Below are 18,446 nucleotides of genomic sequence, written 5' to 3'. Positions count from 1 at the left end.
CTTCTTTCGGGTCGTTAGCTCAGTTGGTAGAGCAGCGGACTTTTAATCCGTTGGTCGCTGGTTCGAGCCCAGCACGGCCTACCAGAATTCAGCAGTAGCAAAGCAAGGCGTTACGAGTAATCGTGACGCCTTTTTTTGTGTCTGCAGCAGTCCCCTCTTCTACCTACTGTGCCGTACTTGTGACGCGCAGCAGCCCGTCCACCACGGCCGCGTGACGCGCCATGTGCGCCGGCGCCAAGTGCGCGTACCGCCGCACCATCGCGGCCGACTTCCAGCCACCCATCTCCTGCAAATCGTACAGCGGCGTACCGTTCTGGATCAGCCAGCTCGCCCAGGTGTGGCGCAGGTCGTGCCAGCGGAAGTCCGCGATGCCGGCCCGCTTCAGCGCGTTGCGCCAGGCTTTCGTGTTCACGTACCTGATCGGATTGCCCTTGTACGTGAAGACGTGCTCCGCATGCTTGCCACGCTGGCGTTCCAGCACCTCCACCGCCAAGTCACACAGCGACACGTGGATGTCCTCGCCGCCCTTTGCCTCATCAGCAGCGATCCAGGCTGTACGTCGCTCAAGGTCAACCTGTGACCAGCGCAGACGTACCACATTGCTCTGCCTTAGCCCAGTCGCGAGGGCGAACAGCGCGATGTCACGCTGGTGCTCGGGTAGCGCATTCAACAGCGCCCCGGCCTGCTTCGGCGTGATCCATCGGACACGGCGCTTTGGTTCCTGATACATCTTCACTTTCGGGACCCGGTCGATCCACTCCCACTCCAGGCATGCCTTACGCAAGATCGCACGAATCAGCGCGAGGTAACGGTTCGCTGTCGCATTGCTCGACTTCCCCTACGATTGACAAACTCGAGCAACTCGCCTCGGTCCTGGGTGTCCATCCACTTTCCCTGTTGGCCATGGCCTATGTTGCCGACCATGACGGTGATCGGCAGGAGCTTTGTGCTCAAGTCGTGGCCGACTTGCAGGCGATGACTGGACGCTGACGCGACCCGACTGACTTCAAAACAGCACTTACGCGCTCTTTCTAGCGAATGGGTACATGCGATTTCACACTGTCGGCAACGATGCCACTGCCGGCCGACCAACTTGTTCCAGCGACTCACGTATCCACACAGTACCCTTTCGGCACCGGCGCTCCGCCCTGCAACTGCTCCGCATTGATCAGCACCGGCGCCACGAAGATCAGCTTGCGCTCCTGCCAGCCCGGCCCGCACGGTTGCATCCGGAAGTGCCCGCGACGCCAGTGCGGCGCAACGGCCGAGCCGCCGCCACAGGGTCTGGCCTGCGCGGGTAGCGTCTCCGGGCCGACCAGGATCGCGTTATAGAGAGACGCCGTCCGCTTCAGTAGCCTGTCACGCTTCCGCTCGCCCAGCCCCTTGGCTCGTTTGAGTGCGTCGTCATGATCATTACGCTCCACGCGGCGCGCGTTTTTCAGGCCCATGTACAAGAAGAGCTTGACCACGTAGCTGACAACGGCATGCATGGCTTCCCGACAATCATTGTCCAGCCGACCGGTAGCCGCGCCCAATACCCACTCCATCCACTGGCCGAGGCTCGTGTTGTCGCGCTCGGTCTCGCCAGCCAGCGTGACCTGGCCGCTATAGCGATCCTCTCGCTTGCTGATGAGAATAAGCTCCAGGCGCCATCGATCTGGCGCATCCGTGCGCGGAGCGAAAAAGCAAAAGGCCCCATCGAACATATGGCCACGCATATTGGAAGCCGGCGTCTTCAGGTGACGCATCGCCACGTCGCCAAAATGCAGATATTGCGCCGCGTACGGCGGCGCTACCATGCTCATCGGCAAACTCAAGTCGACGTCGGAGTTCGCGAGCAGTAATTCGAGTGCAGGCGTCGCTTCGGTTACGGTGCCCTTGTGCAGGCAGTACAGCAGATTCACGCCGACCTGGTTAGCGATATGGGTTTGATTGCTCCGGAGGACCTCTGGCGCATATTCTTGTTCAAGCAGCGGGAAATTCCGTTCCAGCTGCCAGAGCATCTCGTCCCTGATCGCCGCGCACGACGTCCCCGGCGCACTCCACTGTCGCCAGAGGTCGGTTTCGCCAATCGCCCGAGTCCACGCCTCCTCCGCCCCCTGGCGCCGCCACGCGACCGGATATGGCCTCCCGTTGAGAGTATCGACATGGCTCCGTGCGAAGGCATTGCTGGTGTCGACAAGATTTCCGTTCCAATGCCTCAGACGGCGAGCACCATCCACCGCACGAGTCTCCTCCTGGACGCGGTTGCCCTTCGGCGATCCCATTCGATTGCTCACACGGTCATCCATCATCAGTCCTCACGGTGCTATGGCGAACAGTTCCAGCGCCAGATCGCGAATCCCGGACGGCACGTATACCGACACGGCCCGCCCCTGCACCATGTTCGCGTAAAGCGGTCCTTTGTCCTGGAGCGCAAAGTAATAAGTGTTCGGCCGGATGGGAACCGCCGCCGGCACCTGCGGCATGTGCATCAGTTCCACGCCCGGCAGCGCGGACGCGACCAGCCGGCCGATGTCGTCCGGCGCGCCAATCTTGAAGCGCGCCGGCACCAATGCCACCAGTTCCAGCGCAGGAAGATCGGCCCGCACACCAAGGCACAGCAAAGTCTTCTGGTCGATAGTGTCCGGCAGCTTGCCCTCGAAGTACGACGGCCGCGCGGAATCCTGAACCAGCGGGATAGCGACGAACTTCGATGAGATGACCGTGTCGACCAGGTCGCGCAGGACAGCGTCGAGCCTGGCGAACGCGGGTCCGGGCGCCTCATGGTCGTACGCCGGCAGATCCTTGACCCGGATCTTCCGCGAGAACGCCATCAAGCCGCCAGCCAGACCAAGCAGATCCTGGAACAGGCGTTCCGGATGAAACTTCTGGCCTTGGGCATGGTGGTGCAGCGCCGCGCAACCCGCGCTGATCGTCTGGAGCAGCCAGAACGACGACATGTCTCCGCCCTGCACGACCACATCCTTGCTCGGCTCGCGCTGAGCCGCGTAGAGCGCATCGATTTTCGCCTGCAACTTTTGCATCAAGGCGTCCAGCAGCCGCGCCAGCGCGGGCGCCGCCGCGACGGACAGGCTCGGCGCAATGAATGTCGGATCGATCTCGAATCCGCCACCACGCCGGCGCAGCCGCAAGACAGGAACGCTGACGTCTCCGGCGCGCGGCGCAAGATGCGACAGCAGACGCGCCTGTTTGGCCAAGTACACGATGTTGGCGTCCAGCGCGTCCGTGTACAGGTCGGGCGTCTCCAGTGCGATCTGGCGAAACCGCGCTTGCCCCTTGTCCTGTTCGCGAACGCCGGCGAGGTTCCCTCCATGCAGTATATGGGCCGGAAGGGCCGCATAGAAAGTGAAGTGATGCTCACTCGAAGGCAGCTCGGCCAGCTCGACCGCTTCGGGCAGCGGGTCCGATCCCGGCGCGTCATAGGTTTCGCCATCCTGGAACACCAGCGACAAGGACTCGGGACGCAAGATGTTGTTGGCCAGCGCCTCCTCGTCCCAGATCGCCTCCGCCGCGAGTCCCCACGCATATGGATGTAGCGCGGCCGTCATCCGATGCAGCCGCGCCTCGTGGTAGCGGTCCTGCTGCTGGAAATGCTGTGGACGCAACGTCACCCCTTCCGTCCAAAGAATCTTGGATGGTGTTTTCATCTGTCGGCTCCCGGTTCATGACCTGACTCAGCCGTCATGATCCGCGCTGCCTGTCGCCAAAATCTTGTGACCAATCAACCGACGTGTTTTCTGACTGTCAATAATGACGCTCTCGGCAACGCTCTCCCAACGCTTTCGATGAAAGACCTGCTTCCTCATTACGAGCAAGAGTTGAGCCTCCTCCGTCAACGTGCGGCGGAGTTTGCGGCGCGGTTTCCCGGCCTGGCTTCGCATCTGCAAATCGGTCATGGTGCAAGCGGCGACCCGCACACCGAGCGACTGATTCAGGCGACGGCGCTCCTGACCGCCAGGGTAAACAAGTCGCTGGAGGATGGTTATTCCCGGTTCACCGAGTCGTTTCTCGAAACGCTGTTCCCTCACTACCTACGTCCCTTCCCGTCATGCGCGATCATGCAGGCCAGCCATCCCCCCGAAGCGACATCCGGGCCGCTTATCCCACGGGGCACTGAATTGCATTCTGCGCCGATCGGCGGCGTCAAATGCCGGTTCAGGACGTGCTACGACATCCAGCAATTGCCGGTGCGCCTGACGCAAGCTCGCTTCAACCTGGCATTGAACGTCCCTCCTTCGATCCGCTTACCCGCAGGCAGCGGCACCAGCCTGGCCATCGACATCGAGGCGAGCGATCAACAAGCGGGATTCACGTCGCTCGTGGGTAGCACCTTGCGCGTCTATCTGGACGGCGAGGCGTCGGTTGTCGCCGTCGCGCGCGACATTCTGCAAGGGCGGATCGCGATGGCCTGTATCGAGACCGCGTCGGGAGAATGGAAGCGGCTACCGTCGGTGCCGCTCGCGGCCGTCGGATTCGCCGACGACGAGGCGCTCGTCCCGTTTTCGCCACGCTCGCATCCGGCCTACCGGCTGCTCACCGAATACTTCACCTTCCCCGAGAAGTTCAACTTCATCGACATCGATCTGGCGAACATCGTGCCGCACGTGTCGGCGGAATGCCGCCGCATCACGCTGCATCTGCTGCTGGCAGACGTGCGTGCGGATTCGCATGAGGCCGGGCTGCTGACGACCCTGTCCGCAAACAACTTCCTGCTTGGCTGCGCCCCGGTCGTGAACCTGTTCCGCCAGAACGCCGTGCCCATCCTCGTCACGCATGAGCGCGCCGATTATCCACTGCTCTCCGATGCCGAGCATGCCTGGGCCTACGACATCCACACCGTCGATGCCGTACGGATGCTGCGTCAAGACGAACAGGGCTCGTCTCTCATCGACTTCCGGCCCTTTTATTCGCTCCGCCACGGCGAAAGCTTGGCCAAGCGAGGACACTACTATGTGGTACGGCGCGACGAGGCCCTTGATGCCGGCCACGAGTACCGGATTGCGTTCGTCGACGCGGACTTCGATCCGGTAAGTTGCGAACAGGCCACCGTATCGGTGGAACTCACGTGTACCAATCGGGACCTGCCGTGCCGGATCGAATATGGCCAGCCGACAGGCGACCTATCTCCGCCAACCGGCACGACGAATGGCTCCACAACCAAGTTCGTGCGCAGGCCGACCATGCCCCGGCGCTTTGCGGCGACGCCGGCCCTGCAATGGCGACTGCTCTCTCACCTGACACTGAATTTCCATTCGCTCGTGCAAGAGGGCCTGGATGGATTTCGCGAGATGCTGTCGCTCTACGACCTTGTGCAAACACCAAGCACCCGACGGCAAATCGAAGCGATCGTCGGCCTGGCCCATCGTCCGACCACGGCCTGGATCAGGAACGAGCGCGGCCCTTCGCTCGCGCACGGCATCGAAGTGCACATCACGGTCGACGAAGACGCATTCGTCGGGAGCGGCCTGATGCTTTTCGCACGCGTGATCGACCGCTTCCTGGGCCTCTACGTGCAGATCAACAGCTTTACCGAACTGGTCGTCCTGTCCAACCAGACAGGCAAGGAGCTCATCCGATGCCAGCCCCGCAACGGCAGCCTGTACCTGGCGTGATCGCGCGACTGGAGGCGGCGCCATACCGCTTCCAGTTCATACAGGCGGTGCGCCTGCTGCTGATCTGGCTGCGCCGGGAAGGCATTCCGCCCGAGGGGGCGCTGCGTCACATCCTGCGCTTCCGGAACAGCCTTTCCCTCGCGTTCCCGGCCAGCGAGATCGAGTCATACAGCATCGACCGGGCCGACGATACCAACCCCAATCCCGGCATCGTGACGGCCGTCCGGTTGACGCCGGCCTTCATGGGACTGCTTGGCGCAAACGGCACGCTCCCGTCGCACTATACCGAGTGGGTCGCGGCTCACGAACACGCCGAACAGGACGAATCGGTCCGCGCCTGCTTCGACCTGTTCAGCGACCGGAGCGTCAGCCTGTTCTTCAAGGCGTGGGCCAAGTACCGTCCCGAACATGCCATCGATGTCCACGGCGAAGACCCGTTCCGTCCGCTGGTGCTCTCGCTCGGCGCCCGCCATGACAAGGCGCCACCTGCGGAATCCAGTCGCTTCGACCCACATGCCGACGTGATGGCCTTCTATGTCGGCATGCTCCGGCAACGGCCAATGTCCGCGGCTGCGCTGGGCTGCATCCTACCGGATTACTTCGGCGTGCCGATCGCCATCGAGCAGTTCGTCGGCGGCTGGGACGAGATCGCCGACAGCCGGCAATGCAAGATGGGCGGAGAAAATGCCACGCTCGGCCACAGTGGCGCACTCGGCGTGCGCGCCTGGCGGCACGACCTCGGCGTCACGCTGCACATCGGTCCGCTCGGCAAGGCGGACTTCGAGCGCTTCCTGCCCGGCACGGCCGGTGCCCGCGCACTGGAAGCGATGTTGGCGCTGGTCGGCATCCCCGGATTGCGGTACATGGCGCACGTGATGCTCAGGCCGGAAGACGTTGAGCCCTTGGATCTGATTGGCGGCGCGAAGCTGGGCAAGCGGATCGGCTGGGATGCGCGCTTGGGCATAGCCAGCAAACCGGCGGACGTCCGCTACCTGTTGCGCCCGTCGTAGCGCTTGCCTGCAAGACTTTGATCAATACGTCAGCAATTTCTTTCTCTACATTCAGGTCTTTTGAAGACGGCACGGGGCTAACGAAATGAGAAGAGCTGTGTTTCATGGTGCGACACGGGAGCTGGCGGCGCTGGAAGATCAACAACACAACCGCCTGCTACGGCTCGATTTCCCGAGGAACGACAAGCCCGACGGTGCCATCATGCTCGCCAATAAGCTTGTTGCCGAGGAAGGCCTGTCGCGCGATTTCCGCATCAAGGTCGAGGTGCTGTCGGACGACGCACGCATCCCGCTCAAGAAGATGACGGGCAAGATGGTCACGGTCTCCCTCGTGCGCGAGGATGGGACGTTGCGGTACTTTAACGGCTACGTGACCGAGTTCCGCCTGATCAGGACTGACGGCGGCTTCGCCTATTACGGCATGGTCCTGGAGCCTTGGCTCGCCCTTGCGAAACTGCGCAAGAACAGCGCCGTGTTCCTGGAACGGACAACCATCGAGATCACCGAGGACACCTTCAAGCACTACCCGCAACGCGACTGGAAGCTGGAGCTCTACAACGAGTATGCGCCACTCAGCTGCGCGATCCAGTACGAAGAGACCGATTACAACCACCTGCACCGCCGCTGGGAAGACCTCGGCCTGCATTACTGGTACGAACACCGCGCGGATGGGCATACGCTGCGGATCGGCGACATGACGCAGATGTCGAGGCCGATCGAGCCGGGCGGCAATGTCGACGTCCCCGACGAAATTCCGTTCCGGCGCAACGCCGGCTCGGGCGAGGCGGACGGCATCCACGAGTGGCAGCCGGTACGCAAAATCGGACCGGGCAGCAGCACCGTGGGCAACTTCAACTACAAATGGACTCGCCCGCTGGCGCAGACCCGCAGCTCGAAGAACGACCAAGGCGAAGTGCAAAGGCTGGAAGTCTACGAGAACACCGGAGGCTATGCCTTCGCCTCCTACGACGACGGCGACAAGCTCGCCAAGCGCCGCATGGAAGAGCTCGACGCTCCAACCCAATATTTTGAAGCGTCCGGCAACGACCGCACCGTGCAGCCCGGCCGCAGCTTCCGGCTGGGCGACCACTTCAGCGGCGCACCCCGGCCGGTACGACACGACGAAACGCCCAAGCAGTCGATCGCCAGGCGCGAATATGTGATCCTGTCGGCCGTCCACGAGGCCAGCAACAACTACCAGGCCGGCCGTGACGCCAAGTCGGAATACACATGTTCGTTCACGTGCATGCGCAAAGATATCCCGTGGCGGCCGGGGCGCGGTTTCAACAGCAAGGCGGTCGTCATGCCCGGCGTGCAGACCGCCATCGTGGTCGGGCCATCGGGGCAGGACATTTACACCGACGAATACGGCCGGGTGAAGGTGCAATTTCATTGGGACCGGGACGCCAAGAGCAACGGGACAAGCTCGGCCTGGGTGCGCGTGGCCAGCGTCTGGGCCGGCAACGACCTGGGCTTCATCGCGCTGCCCCGCGTCGGCCAGGAGGTGGCGGTTCAGTTTGTCGCCGGGAACCCCGACCATCCGATGATCATCGGCCGCGTGTTCAACAGCGACAACCTGCCGCCGTGGAAGCTGGGCGGACAGCAGGCCCTGTCCGGGCTGCGCAGCCGCGAACTGGCGCCCGGCGGCGGCAACTCGGCAGGCGGGCGCAGCAATCACCTGATCCTCGATGACACCCATGGAAAGATCCAGGCCCAGCTCAAGAGCGACCATCTCGCCAGCCAGCTCAGCCTCGGCCACATTACCCGCATCGAAGACAATGCCGGACGCAAGGATGCGCGCGGCCAGGGTTTCGAGCTGCGCACCGATGGCCACGGCGCGGTGCGCGCACAGCAGGGCCTGCTCCTCAGCACCGAAGGACGGCCGAACGCCCGCGCCCATATCACCGACATGGAGGAGACGCTGGCGCGCATGGCGCAGGGCCGGGAGTTGCACGACAGCTTGTCGCAGGTCGCGCAACAAGCCCAGGCGCATCAGCCGGGCGACCAGGACCAGGTCGCCGCCGCGCTGAAGGCGCAGGTCGACGCCCTCAAAGGCCAAGGGGGCCTGCCTGCGCAAGGAGAATTCCCCGAATTCCAGGCTCCTCACCTGACCCTGTCCAGCCCCGCCGGCATCGAAACCAGCACGCAGGGTTCAACCCACCTGATGAGCGTGGAGCACACCGCCCTGACCAGCGGCGGCCATACCAGCCTGAGCGCGGGCAAGAGCCTGCTCGTCAGCGTAAAGGAAGCGGTGCGCATGTTTGCCTACAAGGCCGGCATGAAGCTGGTGGCGGCCAGCGCCGACATCGACATCACCGCGTTGAAGGACAGCGTCAACATCCTGGCCAAGCTCAACATCACCCACACCGCCAACCGGATCACGATCACGGCAAAGGAAGAGGTGGTGATCAACGGCGGCACCAGCTTCAGCCGCTGGAACGCATCGGGCATCGTCCATGGCACCAGCGGCATCTGGCGCCAACACGCGGCAAAACATAGCTTCGATCCCGCCAAGAGCGAAGGTACGCCGAGCTTGCCGCAGACCGTGCAGTTGCCGCCGGGGCAGCTTGATCTGCACCACCAGTATGTGAATCCGGAAGGCGCTAGGCGCCAAGGTATCCAGCAAGGCGACTACACCGTCACCGATGCCGAGGGCAGGGTCCACCAGGGGAAACTCGATGCAAATGGCTTTGCCAGCGTCAGCGGTCTGCCAATGGGGATGGCCACGGTCAGCTACGGTAAGGACCCACGTGATCCGTGGGATGAAGGCAGCTACTTCGGCCAGGGAACCGAATGGCCAGCTGTGGCGCAGTCCGGGGCTGGCGCCGATGCTGTGGCAACGTCTGACCGGATAGCGCCGGTACCGGGGGCGCAGAGCCGTGGGCTGCTCACCGGCGCCAAAACTGCAACAACCAGTCTCAACGGCGCAGCGGGCAAGTTCGGCGCGATTGCGCAAGCTGCTGAGCAAGCCGCAACCGCGGTGCAGTCGCTACCAAAAGGCGGTGCGCAAGCATTGCTGGCGTCGGTCGGGCAGGCGGGCATGGCCAATCTTGCGGGCAAGCTCCCGGGCAGCGCGACGGCCCTGAATACCTACGGCGCGTCACGTGCTGCCAAGCCTGCCGCTGCCGTCGCGTCCACCCTCGGTTTGCCCGGATCGCTGCCGCGCGTCGGCGCTGAAGTAGCGCCCTCGATCCCGAAAAAATCCGTCATATAAAAGATAAAGCCACTATGACCGAACCCACGCAAGCCCCATCCAAGCCTGCCCAACGCGCGCCGGAAGTCGCAGTCGCGCCGCTCAACACGATTGACCAGCAAGACATCGGCGCCGCTGCCGCGGCCTTCGACAAATGGCTGCGCAAGATCAGCTACGACTACGTCACGCTGGAACGACTGAGCACCGTGGCCGGCAGCCTGCCGGTGATCGGCAACATCATGGCGCTGATCGACGCCATCATGGACGTGGTGGGGGTCATCCAGAAGTACATCGCCAAGAAGGAAATTGATTTCCTTGAATGGGTCAGCCTCGGCATCAACCTGATCGGCGTGGTTCCGGTGCCACCGGGGATGAGCGCGGCGCGCATGAGCCTGCGGCCGGCGCTGCACCTGGTCCGGCAAAAGCTGGCGCTGGGTGTCAAGGATCTCGGCGCCGCGCTGATCGAGGTGCTGATCGCGCACCTCAACGCCAGGCTGGCCGGCGAGATCGACACCTTTGTCGACAGCGCGATGGGCAAGCTGGAAGGTATATTGCACGATTGCGCCAATACTGCCGACGGCATTGCTGACGACCTGATCAAGATCCTCAACCGCTGCATCGGCAAGGAACCGCTGTTCGAGGTGGCATCCTCGGCAGAAGTGGAGCGCAAGCTGCACGACCCCAAGGTGGAAAGCAGCTGGCGCCGCATGCTTGGCGCCCTTGCCCGGCAGTACAAGATGACCGCGAACTACGTTGTCGCTGCGGCAGCCAGCCAGCTGCCGCAGAGCGCGGTTGCGGGCGTGACAGGCATTGTCAAGCACCTCACCGACTTCAAGCCGGCATTTCGCGGCAAGCTCGCCGCCCTGGCGGACGAACAGGCGCAGATGAGCATCCGGTGGATACTGATGCGGCTACGCGACGCCGTCACCAAGCACAAGAAGCGATATCCGGCGCTCGTCCCATCAAGCAAGGGCGCGCACCACAAGAAGGACAAGCCCGGCCACGAGCTGGCCGCCACCGGCCATCAAAACCCGGCCATCGGCGACGCCAACGCCTGCAAGCTGTGCCCCGCAAAAGGCGGCACCGAGCGCTCGATCAGCTTCGCCACCGGCGCCGAAACCTTCACCCACCTTGACTTCGTGCTGGACGCGCCGCTTCCCATCGAATGGAGCCGCACCTACCGCAGCCAGCTGAGCACCTTTGACCACGGCAATCTCGGCGCGCGCTGGCTCACCCCGTACAGCACCCGCATCGACGTCGTCGGCGAGCGCAAACCGGCCGCCCTGCTCTATCACGCCGCAGACGGCCGCAGCCACCGCTACCCGTGGCTGGGCATCGGCCAGCGGCACCACGACCCGGTCGAGCAAATCACGCTCACCCGCATGAGCGCCACCCTGCTCACGCTCGACTTCGGCAAGCCGCTGCCAGAGGGCGAGCCCAGTCCCTGGCGCGAAACCTACGAGCTGGTCGACACGGTGCGCGCCAAGGCGGCCGAGCTGGGCAAGGAGCATTTCCGGCTGATCGCGTTGCATTCCCGCGACGGCGCCGCGCTCGGCCTGCGCTACGACCACGTCGTCGCCGCCGGCCCGTACGCCGGCGAGGAGGTGCTCAGCGACATCATCAGCAAGCAGGGCGAGACCATCGTCGCCCACGCCGGCACCCAGGTCGACCTTGATACCGGCCGCATCCGCACGCTATGGGAAATCAGGGATGGCAAGCTGGTGCGCCAGCTCGCGGCCTACGACCATGACGACCACGGCGACCTGATCCGCGCCCAGGACGAAAACGGCGCCGCCTGGCACTACCAGTACGACCGCCACCTCGTCACGCGCTACACCGACCGCACCGGACGCGGCATCAACCTCGCCTACGACACCAGCATCGACAGCGGGCTTCACGCCAAGGCGGTTCGCGAGTGGGCCGACGACGGCAGCTACGACACCCGGCTCGAATGGGACAAGAACATCCGCCTGACCTACGTCACCGACGCGCTTGGCCACGAGACCCGCTACTACTACGACATCGCCGGCTATACCTACCGCGTCGTGTATCCGGACGGACGCGAGGAATGGCTCTTCCGCGACGACGCCAAGAACGTCGTCCGTCACATCCAAACCGACGGCAGCAGCGAGCATTACCGTTACGACGACAACGGCAACCTGCTCACGCACACCCGCGCCGACGGCAGCCAGGTGCGCTTCGAATATGACGACCAGCACCGCGTCCTCGGCATTCGCGACGGCGAAGGCGGCATCTGGAAGCGCGACTACAACGCACAGGGCCACTTGGCCGAGGAAACAGACCCGCGCGGCAACAAGACGCAGTACGCGTACGACAAGGTTGGCCGGCTAATCGAAGTCTTTGACGCCAAGGGCGGCGTCACGAAACTCGCCTACACCCCGGACGGCCAGCTCGCCGGCCACACCGACTGTTCCGGGCACAGCAGCAAGTGGGAATACGACGAGTGCAAGCGCCTGGTCAAGCGCATCGACGCCGCCGGCAACGTCACCCGCTACCGTTACACGCCGCTCAGTGCCGAAACGCTGGCGCAAGCGCACGGCGAAGGCAACGACAGCGGCAGCCATCCCGGCCAGCTCGAAGCCGTCATCCACCCCGACGGCAGCAAGGAACAGTTTCGCCACGACGCCGAAGGTCGGCTGCTGGCGCACGTCGACGCGCTCGGGCGCACCACCACCTACCGCTACACCGCGACCGGACTGATCGCGCAGCGCTCCAACGCGCTGGGACACAGCCTGCACTACCGGTGGGATGCGCTCGGCCGCCTGTCCGCGCTGGAAAATGAAAACGGCGGCGTCTACCGCTTCCGGTACGACCCGGTCGGCCGCCTGCTGCAGGAACAAGGCTTCGACGGCAAGATCACCGAGTACCGCTACGACGAAGCCAGCGGCGTGCTGGCGGAAACCGTGGAAGCCGGCGTGACCACCCGGCTCGACTTCGACCCCATGGGCCGGCTCGTGCAACGTCGGGCCGCAGCCCCCGGCCAGCCGGAGCAAATCGAAACCTTCGTCTACAACGCCAACGGCCAGCTGGCTGAAGCGAAGAACGAACACGCCCGCCTGCAATGGTTCTACGACGACGCCGGCAACCTGGTGCGCGAGCACCAGCACTACCAGGGAGCGTTCCATCCCGACAGGCGCACTGCGGTCTGGCACCACCACTACGACGAACTCAACCAGCGTACCGGCACCACTCGGCCCGACGGCCACTGCATCGAATGGCTGACCTACGGCGCCGGCCACGTGCACGGCCTGCTGCTCGACGGGCAAGACGTCGTCTCCTTCGAGCGCGACGCGCTGCACCGGGAAACCGGCCGCACCCAGGCCAACGGCCTGCGGCAAACGATGAAGTACGACCCGCTTGGGCGCCTGATCGAACAGCAACTCGGCGCCACCGCGCGGGCCGGCCAGAGGCACCAAGCCGGCGTGCAAGCCGCGATCCTGCGGCGCTACCGCTACGACCCATCCGGCCAGCTGATCAACCTCGAAGACAGCCGGCGCGGTCACCTCGAATACCGCTACGACCCGGTCGGACGGCTGCTGGCGGCAATCAGCACATTGGGTCATGAAACCTTCGCCTTCGATCCGGCCGGCAACATCCAGGCGCCCGATACCGCGCAGCAGGAGCCCATTGCCCGCAGTGTCCCGCTGCCGAAACTGCTCGATAACCTGCTCAAGGAATATGCCGGCGTCCGCTACCGCTACGACGAACGCGGCAACGTCGTGGAACGTATGCAGAACGGCGAGCGGGCCGAGTATGAATGGGATGCGTTCAACCGGATGACCCGCGCCACGACCCGGCAGGGCGTCACCACCTTTGCCTACGATCCGCTGGGACGGCGCATCGCCAAGCACAGCCAGGCGTCCCGAACCATGTACGGCTGGGACGGCGACACGCTGGCGCTGGAAAGCAGCGTGCACCGGGGCCATGCCGCGGGCGAACGGACGGTGCACTACGTGTACGAGCGCGACAGCTTCGTGCCGCTGGTGCAGGCTACGCGAAACCGGGCGATTCGACTGGCGCCCACCACCGATGTCAAGGCGCTGATGGCGGACAATGACGGCAAGTACGATGTTGCGCTTGATCCGCTATGGAACGGTGAGTACGAGCAGGAAACCGAACCGTTCAGTAAGGATGAGATCGCCTTCTACCAGTGCGACCATCTGGGTACGCCGCAGGAGTTGACGGATTGCGAGGGCACGGTTGCGTGGTCGGCGCAGTACAGGGCTTGGGGGCAAGCGAAGGAGGCGATCAGCCAGGCCGCGCGCGAGGCCGGGATGCGCAATCCGATACGGTTTCAGGGACAGTACTTTGATGAAGAGACGGGGCTGCATTACAACCGGCACCGGTATTACGACCCCGATACGGTCCGTTATCTTTCTCAGGACTCTGTTGGCCCTGCGGGCGGCATTAATCTCTATCGATATGCGCCAAATCCGATCAGCTGGATCGATCCGTTGGGACTGACGGCGTGCTGTCTCTGCACTTCATATGCAGGAGTAAAAAATGCGTCACAATATCTAAAGGAGGCGGGGATATCGAGAGGGCGTCGAAAGGAGATTCTAGAATCGTTTGACCGCGATACAATAAAAATGCGTTCAGCTGGGGAAAATGAATATGGCCTGCGCTATTATGATGGAACTAAAGCACATGCAAAGGGCCGATATTTGTTCGAGACTTTTCCTGCTACTCGGGAATCCCTTGCGGTAAAACAAGAGTGGAATGATATGGATAAAGTTCAACAATGGAAAGTTGAGCCCGGAACGCCAATAATCGAAGGCCGAGCATCCGCACAAGGCCCGTGCTTACCAGGTGGTCAAGTCCAAAAATTCGTACTTGACCTTAACAAATTAAGTAAACCATAAGCTGTCATGACTAAAACCGAAACCGTCGCATCGAAGCTTCGCTTCGCCCTTCAACAAATCGACTCGTTGCCGCCTGACTCGGGAGTCACTTCCGAACACTTACATTTTGCTCGAGAGACTCTAACCGCTTACTTGAAACAGGTTGAAAACAATATTGAATCCATTCCGCTTTCTGATTTAAATCGTGTATCAAGGTTAGTTATCGAATATTGGCCGATTTCCCTTCCTGCCGGTGAAGCGGTTATAGCTGCAGAACAAGCAATGAGAAAACTCGCAAGAAAATAAACAGATAGGCTCTTTGGGCCCACAAAAAATCGGTAGGAAGTTAATTTTTCAAGTTGCCTACGGAGAAATTCATGATTATTGAGTTACCAGGGTTCGACTTTGAAAAGCCTCACCCAAATGCAGTATCGATCCAGTCGTTGCTCGATAAAGTTCGGCAATTTCTTGATAAATAACAGAGACAGGCAATGACTAAATTACAGAACTTCAGACATATCGAACTGGACCCGAGCTACGACAAAATACAGGACCCGAAGCGATTAACAGTGAGGGAACTACTCCCAGTTGGGGCATCATGGGAACACAATGGACAAAAATATGAAGTATTGAAACCATGGGGAGTTCTCGCAGTGCCGTCAAACGATTTCCGCAGCATTGCCATTGTGGAGGGGCCATTCGAAACGGAACAAAAAAATCGTGCTTACGTCATGAATGCAGACGGAAGCGTTCGCTTTGAAATAAACAAGCCAAGCGAATTAACTACTTCGTCATTTTCCGATGTTTATTATGTTTCCGGCGAGCTATGCTTCTTCTCATCGGGATCATCGGGTGACTTTCGATTATCAATAAATGAAATTGACGGCACGATTTCCAAAATCAATCCGAGCCGATAACCGTGTCGTCAATCAGATCTCCAAGATCAACCAGAAAGCATATGCAATCCATTTGATAGCTGGAGAGCCAAAAAGAACAACCAACTCTACTTCATCTCGGAATATTCATGGCGTCTGACTTTTTTCAGAAGTTTTTCCGTTTACCTATCAAGGAGATCATTATGCAGTTCAAAAAAATCATTGTGGCTGCAAACGTTATACTTGCAACGTCTATGGCAATGGCTGAGCCGGCGCCGAAGGCTGTCGATTTGAGTAAACTTTATGGGCGCTTTGAAAAAGCCGGATATTCATCCATGGAGCTTATGGAGAGCACAAAACGGGTACTAATTTCAGGCGTAGCGCTTGATGTTAGCGAATCACTTAGCGGGGATTCAATTTTGAAAGTCGGCACACACGCTGACTCGCAAGATTTAGCGAGGCTGACCGCTGCCGATGATGCTCAGGAAAATAAGCTAAAGGCCTTGAAAGCTGGCGCCAAATTCAAGGCCGTTTGTGATTTAGCGTTCTCCTCAGGGGCGCAATATATGTCTTTTGAAGGGTGTGTTTTCAAATAAAGCTGCCTTACATTGCATTTGACTCGGACGTGAGTACGGCACGCCGGTTAATTCTAGGTGTTATAGCAGCAATCACCGGTTGCTACTGCAAGCGTCAGCTAAGACATATATATACGTTAGCTGTTTAGTTTCGTGCGATCATTTACCTCGCCGTAGCTGGCCTTTGTTTCGTGCAAAGGCTATGCTGGGCGAGTTGATTGCTGGGTTCAGCAGTCCCGGCATTCAATCGCACCAGGAGCAGTTGGCAGCATGAGTTCACGCATTCATCCGCAGGCCCGTACCACACCGAAGATCCGTCAGGAGATCAAGGATTCCGGTCTGTCTTCCAGAGAAGCCGCAAAGGTTTTCAACATCACGCGAGCTACTGCACAGAAGTGGTTGGGACGCGACGATGTACAGGATCGCTCGCACCGCGCTCACACGCTGCATACGACTCTGCCCCAAGCCCAGGAAGCCATTGTCCTGGCCCTGCGCCAGTCGCTCTACCTGCCGCTCGACGACCTGCTGTTCATTACGAAGCAGTACATCAATCCGGCCGTCTCGCGCGCGGGCATCGCGCGCCTGCTCAAACGTGAAGGCATGTCGCGCCTGACGGGCTTGATTACGACAGCCGAGGGAGAGAAGATCACGCCGAAGAAGACCTTCAAGGACTACGAGCCCGGCTTCATCCACATCGACATCAAGTACCTACCACAGATGCCGGACGAGACCTCGCGGCGTTATCTGTTCGTCGCCATCGACCGCGCAACGCGCTGGGTTTTCATGCACATTTTCAGCGATATGACTGAGGCGAGCAGCGTCGATTTCCTGCGTCGGCTCAAGCTGGCTTCGCCCATCAAGATCAGCAAAATCCTCACCGACAACGGCTCGCAATTCACTGACCGCTTCACCACCAAAAACAAGAAGCCCAGCGGCAAACACGCATTCGACGTGGCCTGTGCCGCCTTGCCTGCCGAGCATCGCCTGGCACCGCCGCTCCACCCGCAAACCAACGGCATGGTTGAGCGCTTCAACGGGCGCATCAACGAATTGCTGCAGCAGACCCGTTTCGATGGCCGCGCCGACCTGCAGGCCACTTTGCAAAACTATCTGAAGCTGTACAACCACCACATTCCACAACGCGCCATCGGCAGTAAAACGCCTATCCTGGCGCTCAAGGAATGGCAGAAGAAGCGGCCAGAATTATTTGTCAAACGCGTTTACGATCAAACGGGACTCGACACCTAACGGCCGCGATTAGCCGGACGGCCCACCGATCTACTAACGTCACCAATTCCACTGGAGAAATAAATGTCATTGAAGATCATCACAGTCGGAGATAAAACCGATCATGGCGGCACAGTGATTAGCGGTTCGCCCAACCACGACATCAGGGGAAGAGCGATCGCCCGACTGGGTGACAAAGTTGACTGTCCGCAGCCCTACCCCGGCGGCAAACCGCACGGTGTAAACAAAATCATTACCGCCCACGACACACTTACAGTCGACGGGGTGCCGGTTGCGGTCGAGGGATGCACGACGGAGTGCGGGTGCAAGCTGATTGGCAGCTTACCTGCGACGGTTGGTTGAAAGCCTTGGCGTAGCGTTGCCATGTCGGTCAAAGAATACGTCGCCGGCCTCGAAACGAACGCCCTGATCCTGGGGATTGTGGCTCTCAGCATGAAAGATTTCGCCACTCAGCTTATTCGACATGTCAATGCTGGCGGACTGCTTGATGATGCTGGGTTTGCTGCGTTAAAGGCGACGTGTGTACACAATCTGAAGAACATTGCAGCGCAGGGTGTTCCTTTGGAACAAGAAGCAACAGCCTTGAACGAAGCGCTTATTATGTTTGGGCAAATGATGGACCATGCCGTATCACGCGGTAGGGATGAAGGCACAGATCGATCATACGGGTAGCTACCATACCAACAGGCCACCCATCTCACCATGTGACGTACTTGTGACGTGACTCCTGATAAGTTACCATCCCTCCCCTTTGGTGTGACTGGTTAACGCATCTGGCAAGCGTTGCAAGTCATTGATTAATAAAGGTTGTCCGTGCCGCCCCAGCGACTTTTAATCCGTTGGTCGCTGGTTCGAGCCCAGCACGGCCTACCAGAATTCTAAAGTGGACCCATCAGTCAAGACACTCAGCCGGCTAGTTTAAGCTGTGTCCGTTTCCGTTTCCGCTTCTGCAGCTGCCCGGCGCTGCCCCGTATTGCCGATTTTTTCTTGTTCCAGGTCCGCGTCGCCGAACTTGTCGACGATCAGCGCACCGCCTCCGACACCGGCGCGGTAGACATGATCCGGCGT

Annotated in this window: 13 protein-coding genes and 1 tRNA gene; 11 read left to right on the top strand and 3 right to left on the bottom strand. The window is 60.9% G+C overall.

Annotated features, from left to right (window positions below; genetic code table 11):
• Nucleotides 1-8: 8 nt before the first annotated feature.
• Nucleotides 9-84 (top strand) — tRNA-Lys (locus QPK29_RS13955).
• A 79-nt stretch (nt 85-163) separates the two neighbouring features.
• Here the strand turns inward: QPK29_RS13955 and QPK29_RS13950 are convergent.
• From QPK29_RS13950 to tssK, 3 genes are all read right to left on the bottom strand, one after another.
• Nucleotides 164-784 carry a site-specific integrase gene (locus QPK29_RS13950; protein WP_400189771.1) on the bottom strand — a complete coding sequence of 207 codons (621 nt, stop codon included), beginning with the start codon at nt 782-784 and terminating at the stop codon, nt 164-166.
• Between the two features lie 322 nt (nt 785-1,106).
• Nucleotides 1,107-2,294: a hypothetical protein gene (locus QPK29_RS13945; protein WP_371772065.1), complete on the bottom strand. Its 1,188-nt coding sequence runs from the start codon at nt 2,292-2,294 to the stop codon at nt 1,107-1,109.
• Nucleotides 2,295-2,300: 6 nt separating this feature from the next.
• Nucleotides 2,301-3,650, bottom strand: a complete 1,350-nt coding sequence (tssK, locus tag QPK29_RS13940) for a type VI secretion system baseplate subunit TssK (protein ID WP_371772064.1) — start codon at nt 3,648-3,650, stop codon at nt 2,301-2,303.
• A 138-nt stretch (nt 3,651-3,788) separates the two neighbouring features.
• On the opposite strand from tssK, the gene tssF reads away from it, so the two are divergent.
• The 10 genes from tssF (at nt 3,789) to QPK29_RS13890 (ending at nt 18,050) form a co-directional block, all read left to right on the top strand.
• Nucleotides 3,789-5,615, top strand: a complete 1,827-nt coding sequence (tssF, locus tag QPK29_RS13935; RefSeq protein WP_371772063.1) for a type VI secretion system baseplate subunit TssF — start codon at nt 3,789-3,791, stop codon at nt 5,613-5,615.
• A complete protein-coding gene (gene tssG, locus QPK29_RS13930; RefSeq protein ID WP_371772062.1) occupies nt 5,612-6,625 on the top strand; it encodes a type VI secretion system baseplate subunit TssG in 1,014 nt (337 codons plus the stop codon). Before tssF ends, tssG begins: the two co-directional genes overlap by 4 nt.
• Before the next feature lie 97 nt (nt 6,626-6,722).
• A complete protein-coding gene (locus QPK29_RS13925; protein WP_371772061.1) occupies nt 6,723-9,839 on the top strand; it encodes a type VI secretion system Vgr family protein in 3,117 nt (1,038 codons plus the stop codon).
• A 14-nt stretch (nt 9,840-9,853) separates the two neighbouring features.
• Nucleotides 9,854-14,701, top strand: coding sequence for an RHS repeat-associated core domain-containing protein (locus QPK29_RS13920; protein WP_371772060.1), 4,848 nt, complete (start codon nt 9,854-9,856; stop codon nt 14,699-14,701).
• 6 nt (nt 14,702-14,707) lie between these two features.
• Nucleotides 14,708-14,986 (top strand): hypothetical protein, encoded by a 279-nt coding sequence (locus QPK29_RS13915; protein WP_371772059.1) that lies wholly within the window; start codon nt 14,708-14,710, stop codon nt 14,984-14,986.
• 185 nt (nt 14,987-15,171) lie between these two features.
• Nucleotides 15,172-15,597, top strand: coding sequence for a hypothetical protein (locus QPK29_RS13910; protein ID WP_371772058.1), 426 nt, complete (start codon nt 15,172-15,174; stop codon nt 15,595-15,597).
• 107 nt (nt 15,598-15,704) lie between these two features.
• Nucleotides 15,705-16,151, top strand: coding sequence for a hypothetical protein (locus QPK29_RS13905; RefSeq protein WP_371772057.1), 447 nt, complete (start codon nt 15,705-15,707; stop codon nt 16,149-16,151).
• A gap of 249 nt (nt 16,152-16,400) precedes the next feature.
• Nucleotides 16,401-17,378, top strand: a complete 978-nt coding sequence (locus QPK29_RS13900) for an IS481 family transposase (protein WP_371772056.1) — start codon at nt 16,401-16,403, stop codon at nt 17,376-17,378.
• Nucleotides 17,379-17,441: 63 nt separating this feature from the next.
• Nucleotides 17,442-17,720, top strand: coding sequence for a PAAR domain-containing protein (locus QPK29_RS13895; RefSeq protein WP_371772055.1), 279 nt, complete (start codon nt 17,442-17,444; stop codon nt 17,718-17,720).
• Between the two features lie 21 nt (nt 17,721-17,741).
• Nucleotides 17,742-18,050 carry a hypothetical protein gene (locus tag QPK29_RS13890; RefSeq protein ID WP_371772054.1) on the top strand — a complete coding sequence of 103 codons (309 nt, stop codon included), beginning with the start codon at nt 17,742-17,744 and terminating at the stop codon, nt 18,048-18,050.
• The last annotated feature ends 396 nt before the right edge of the window (nt 18,051-18,446 follow it).

This window comes from Massilia orientalis, from assembly GCF_030411975.2.
Lineage (GTDB): Bacteria > Pseudomonadota > Gammaproteobacteria > Burkholderiales > Burkholderiaceae_D > Telluria > Telluria orientalis.
Note: the sequence above shows the minus strand (reverse complement) of the source record. Positions and strands in the feature narration are given on the sequence as shown.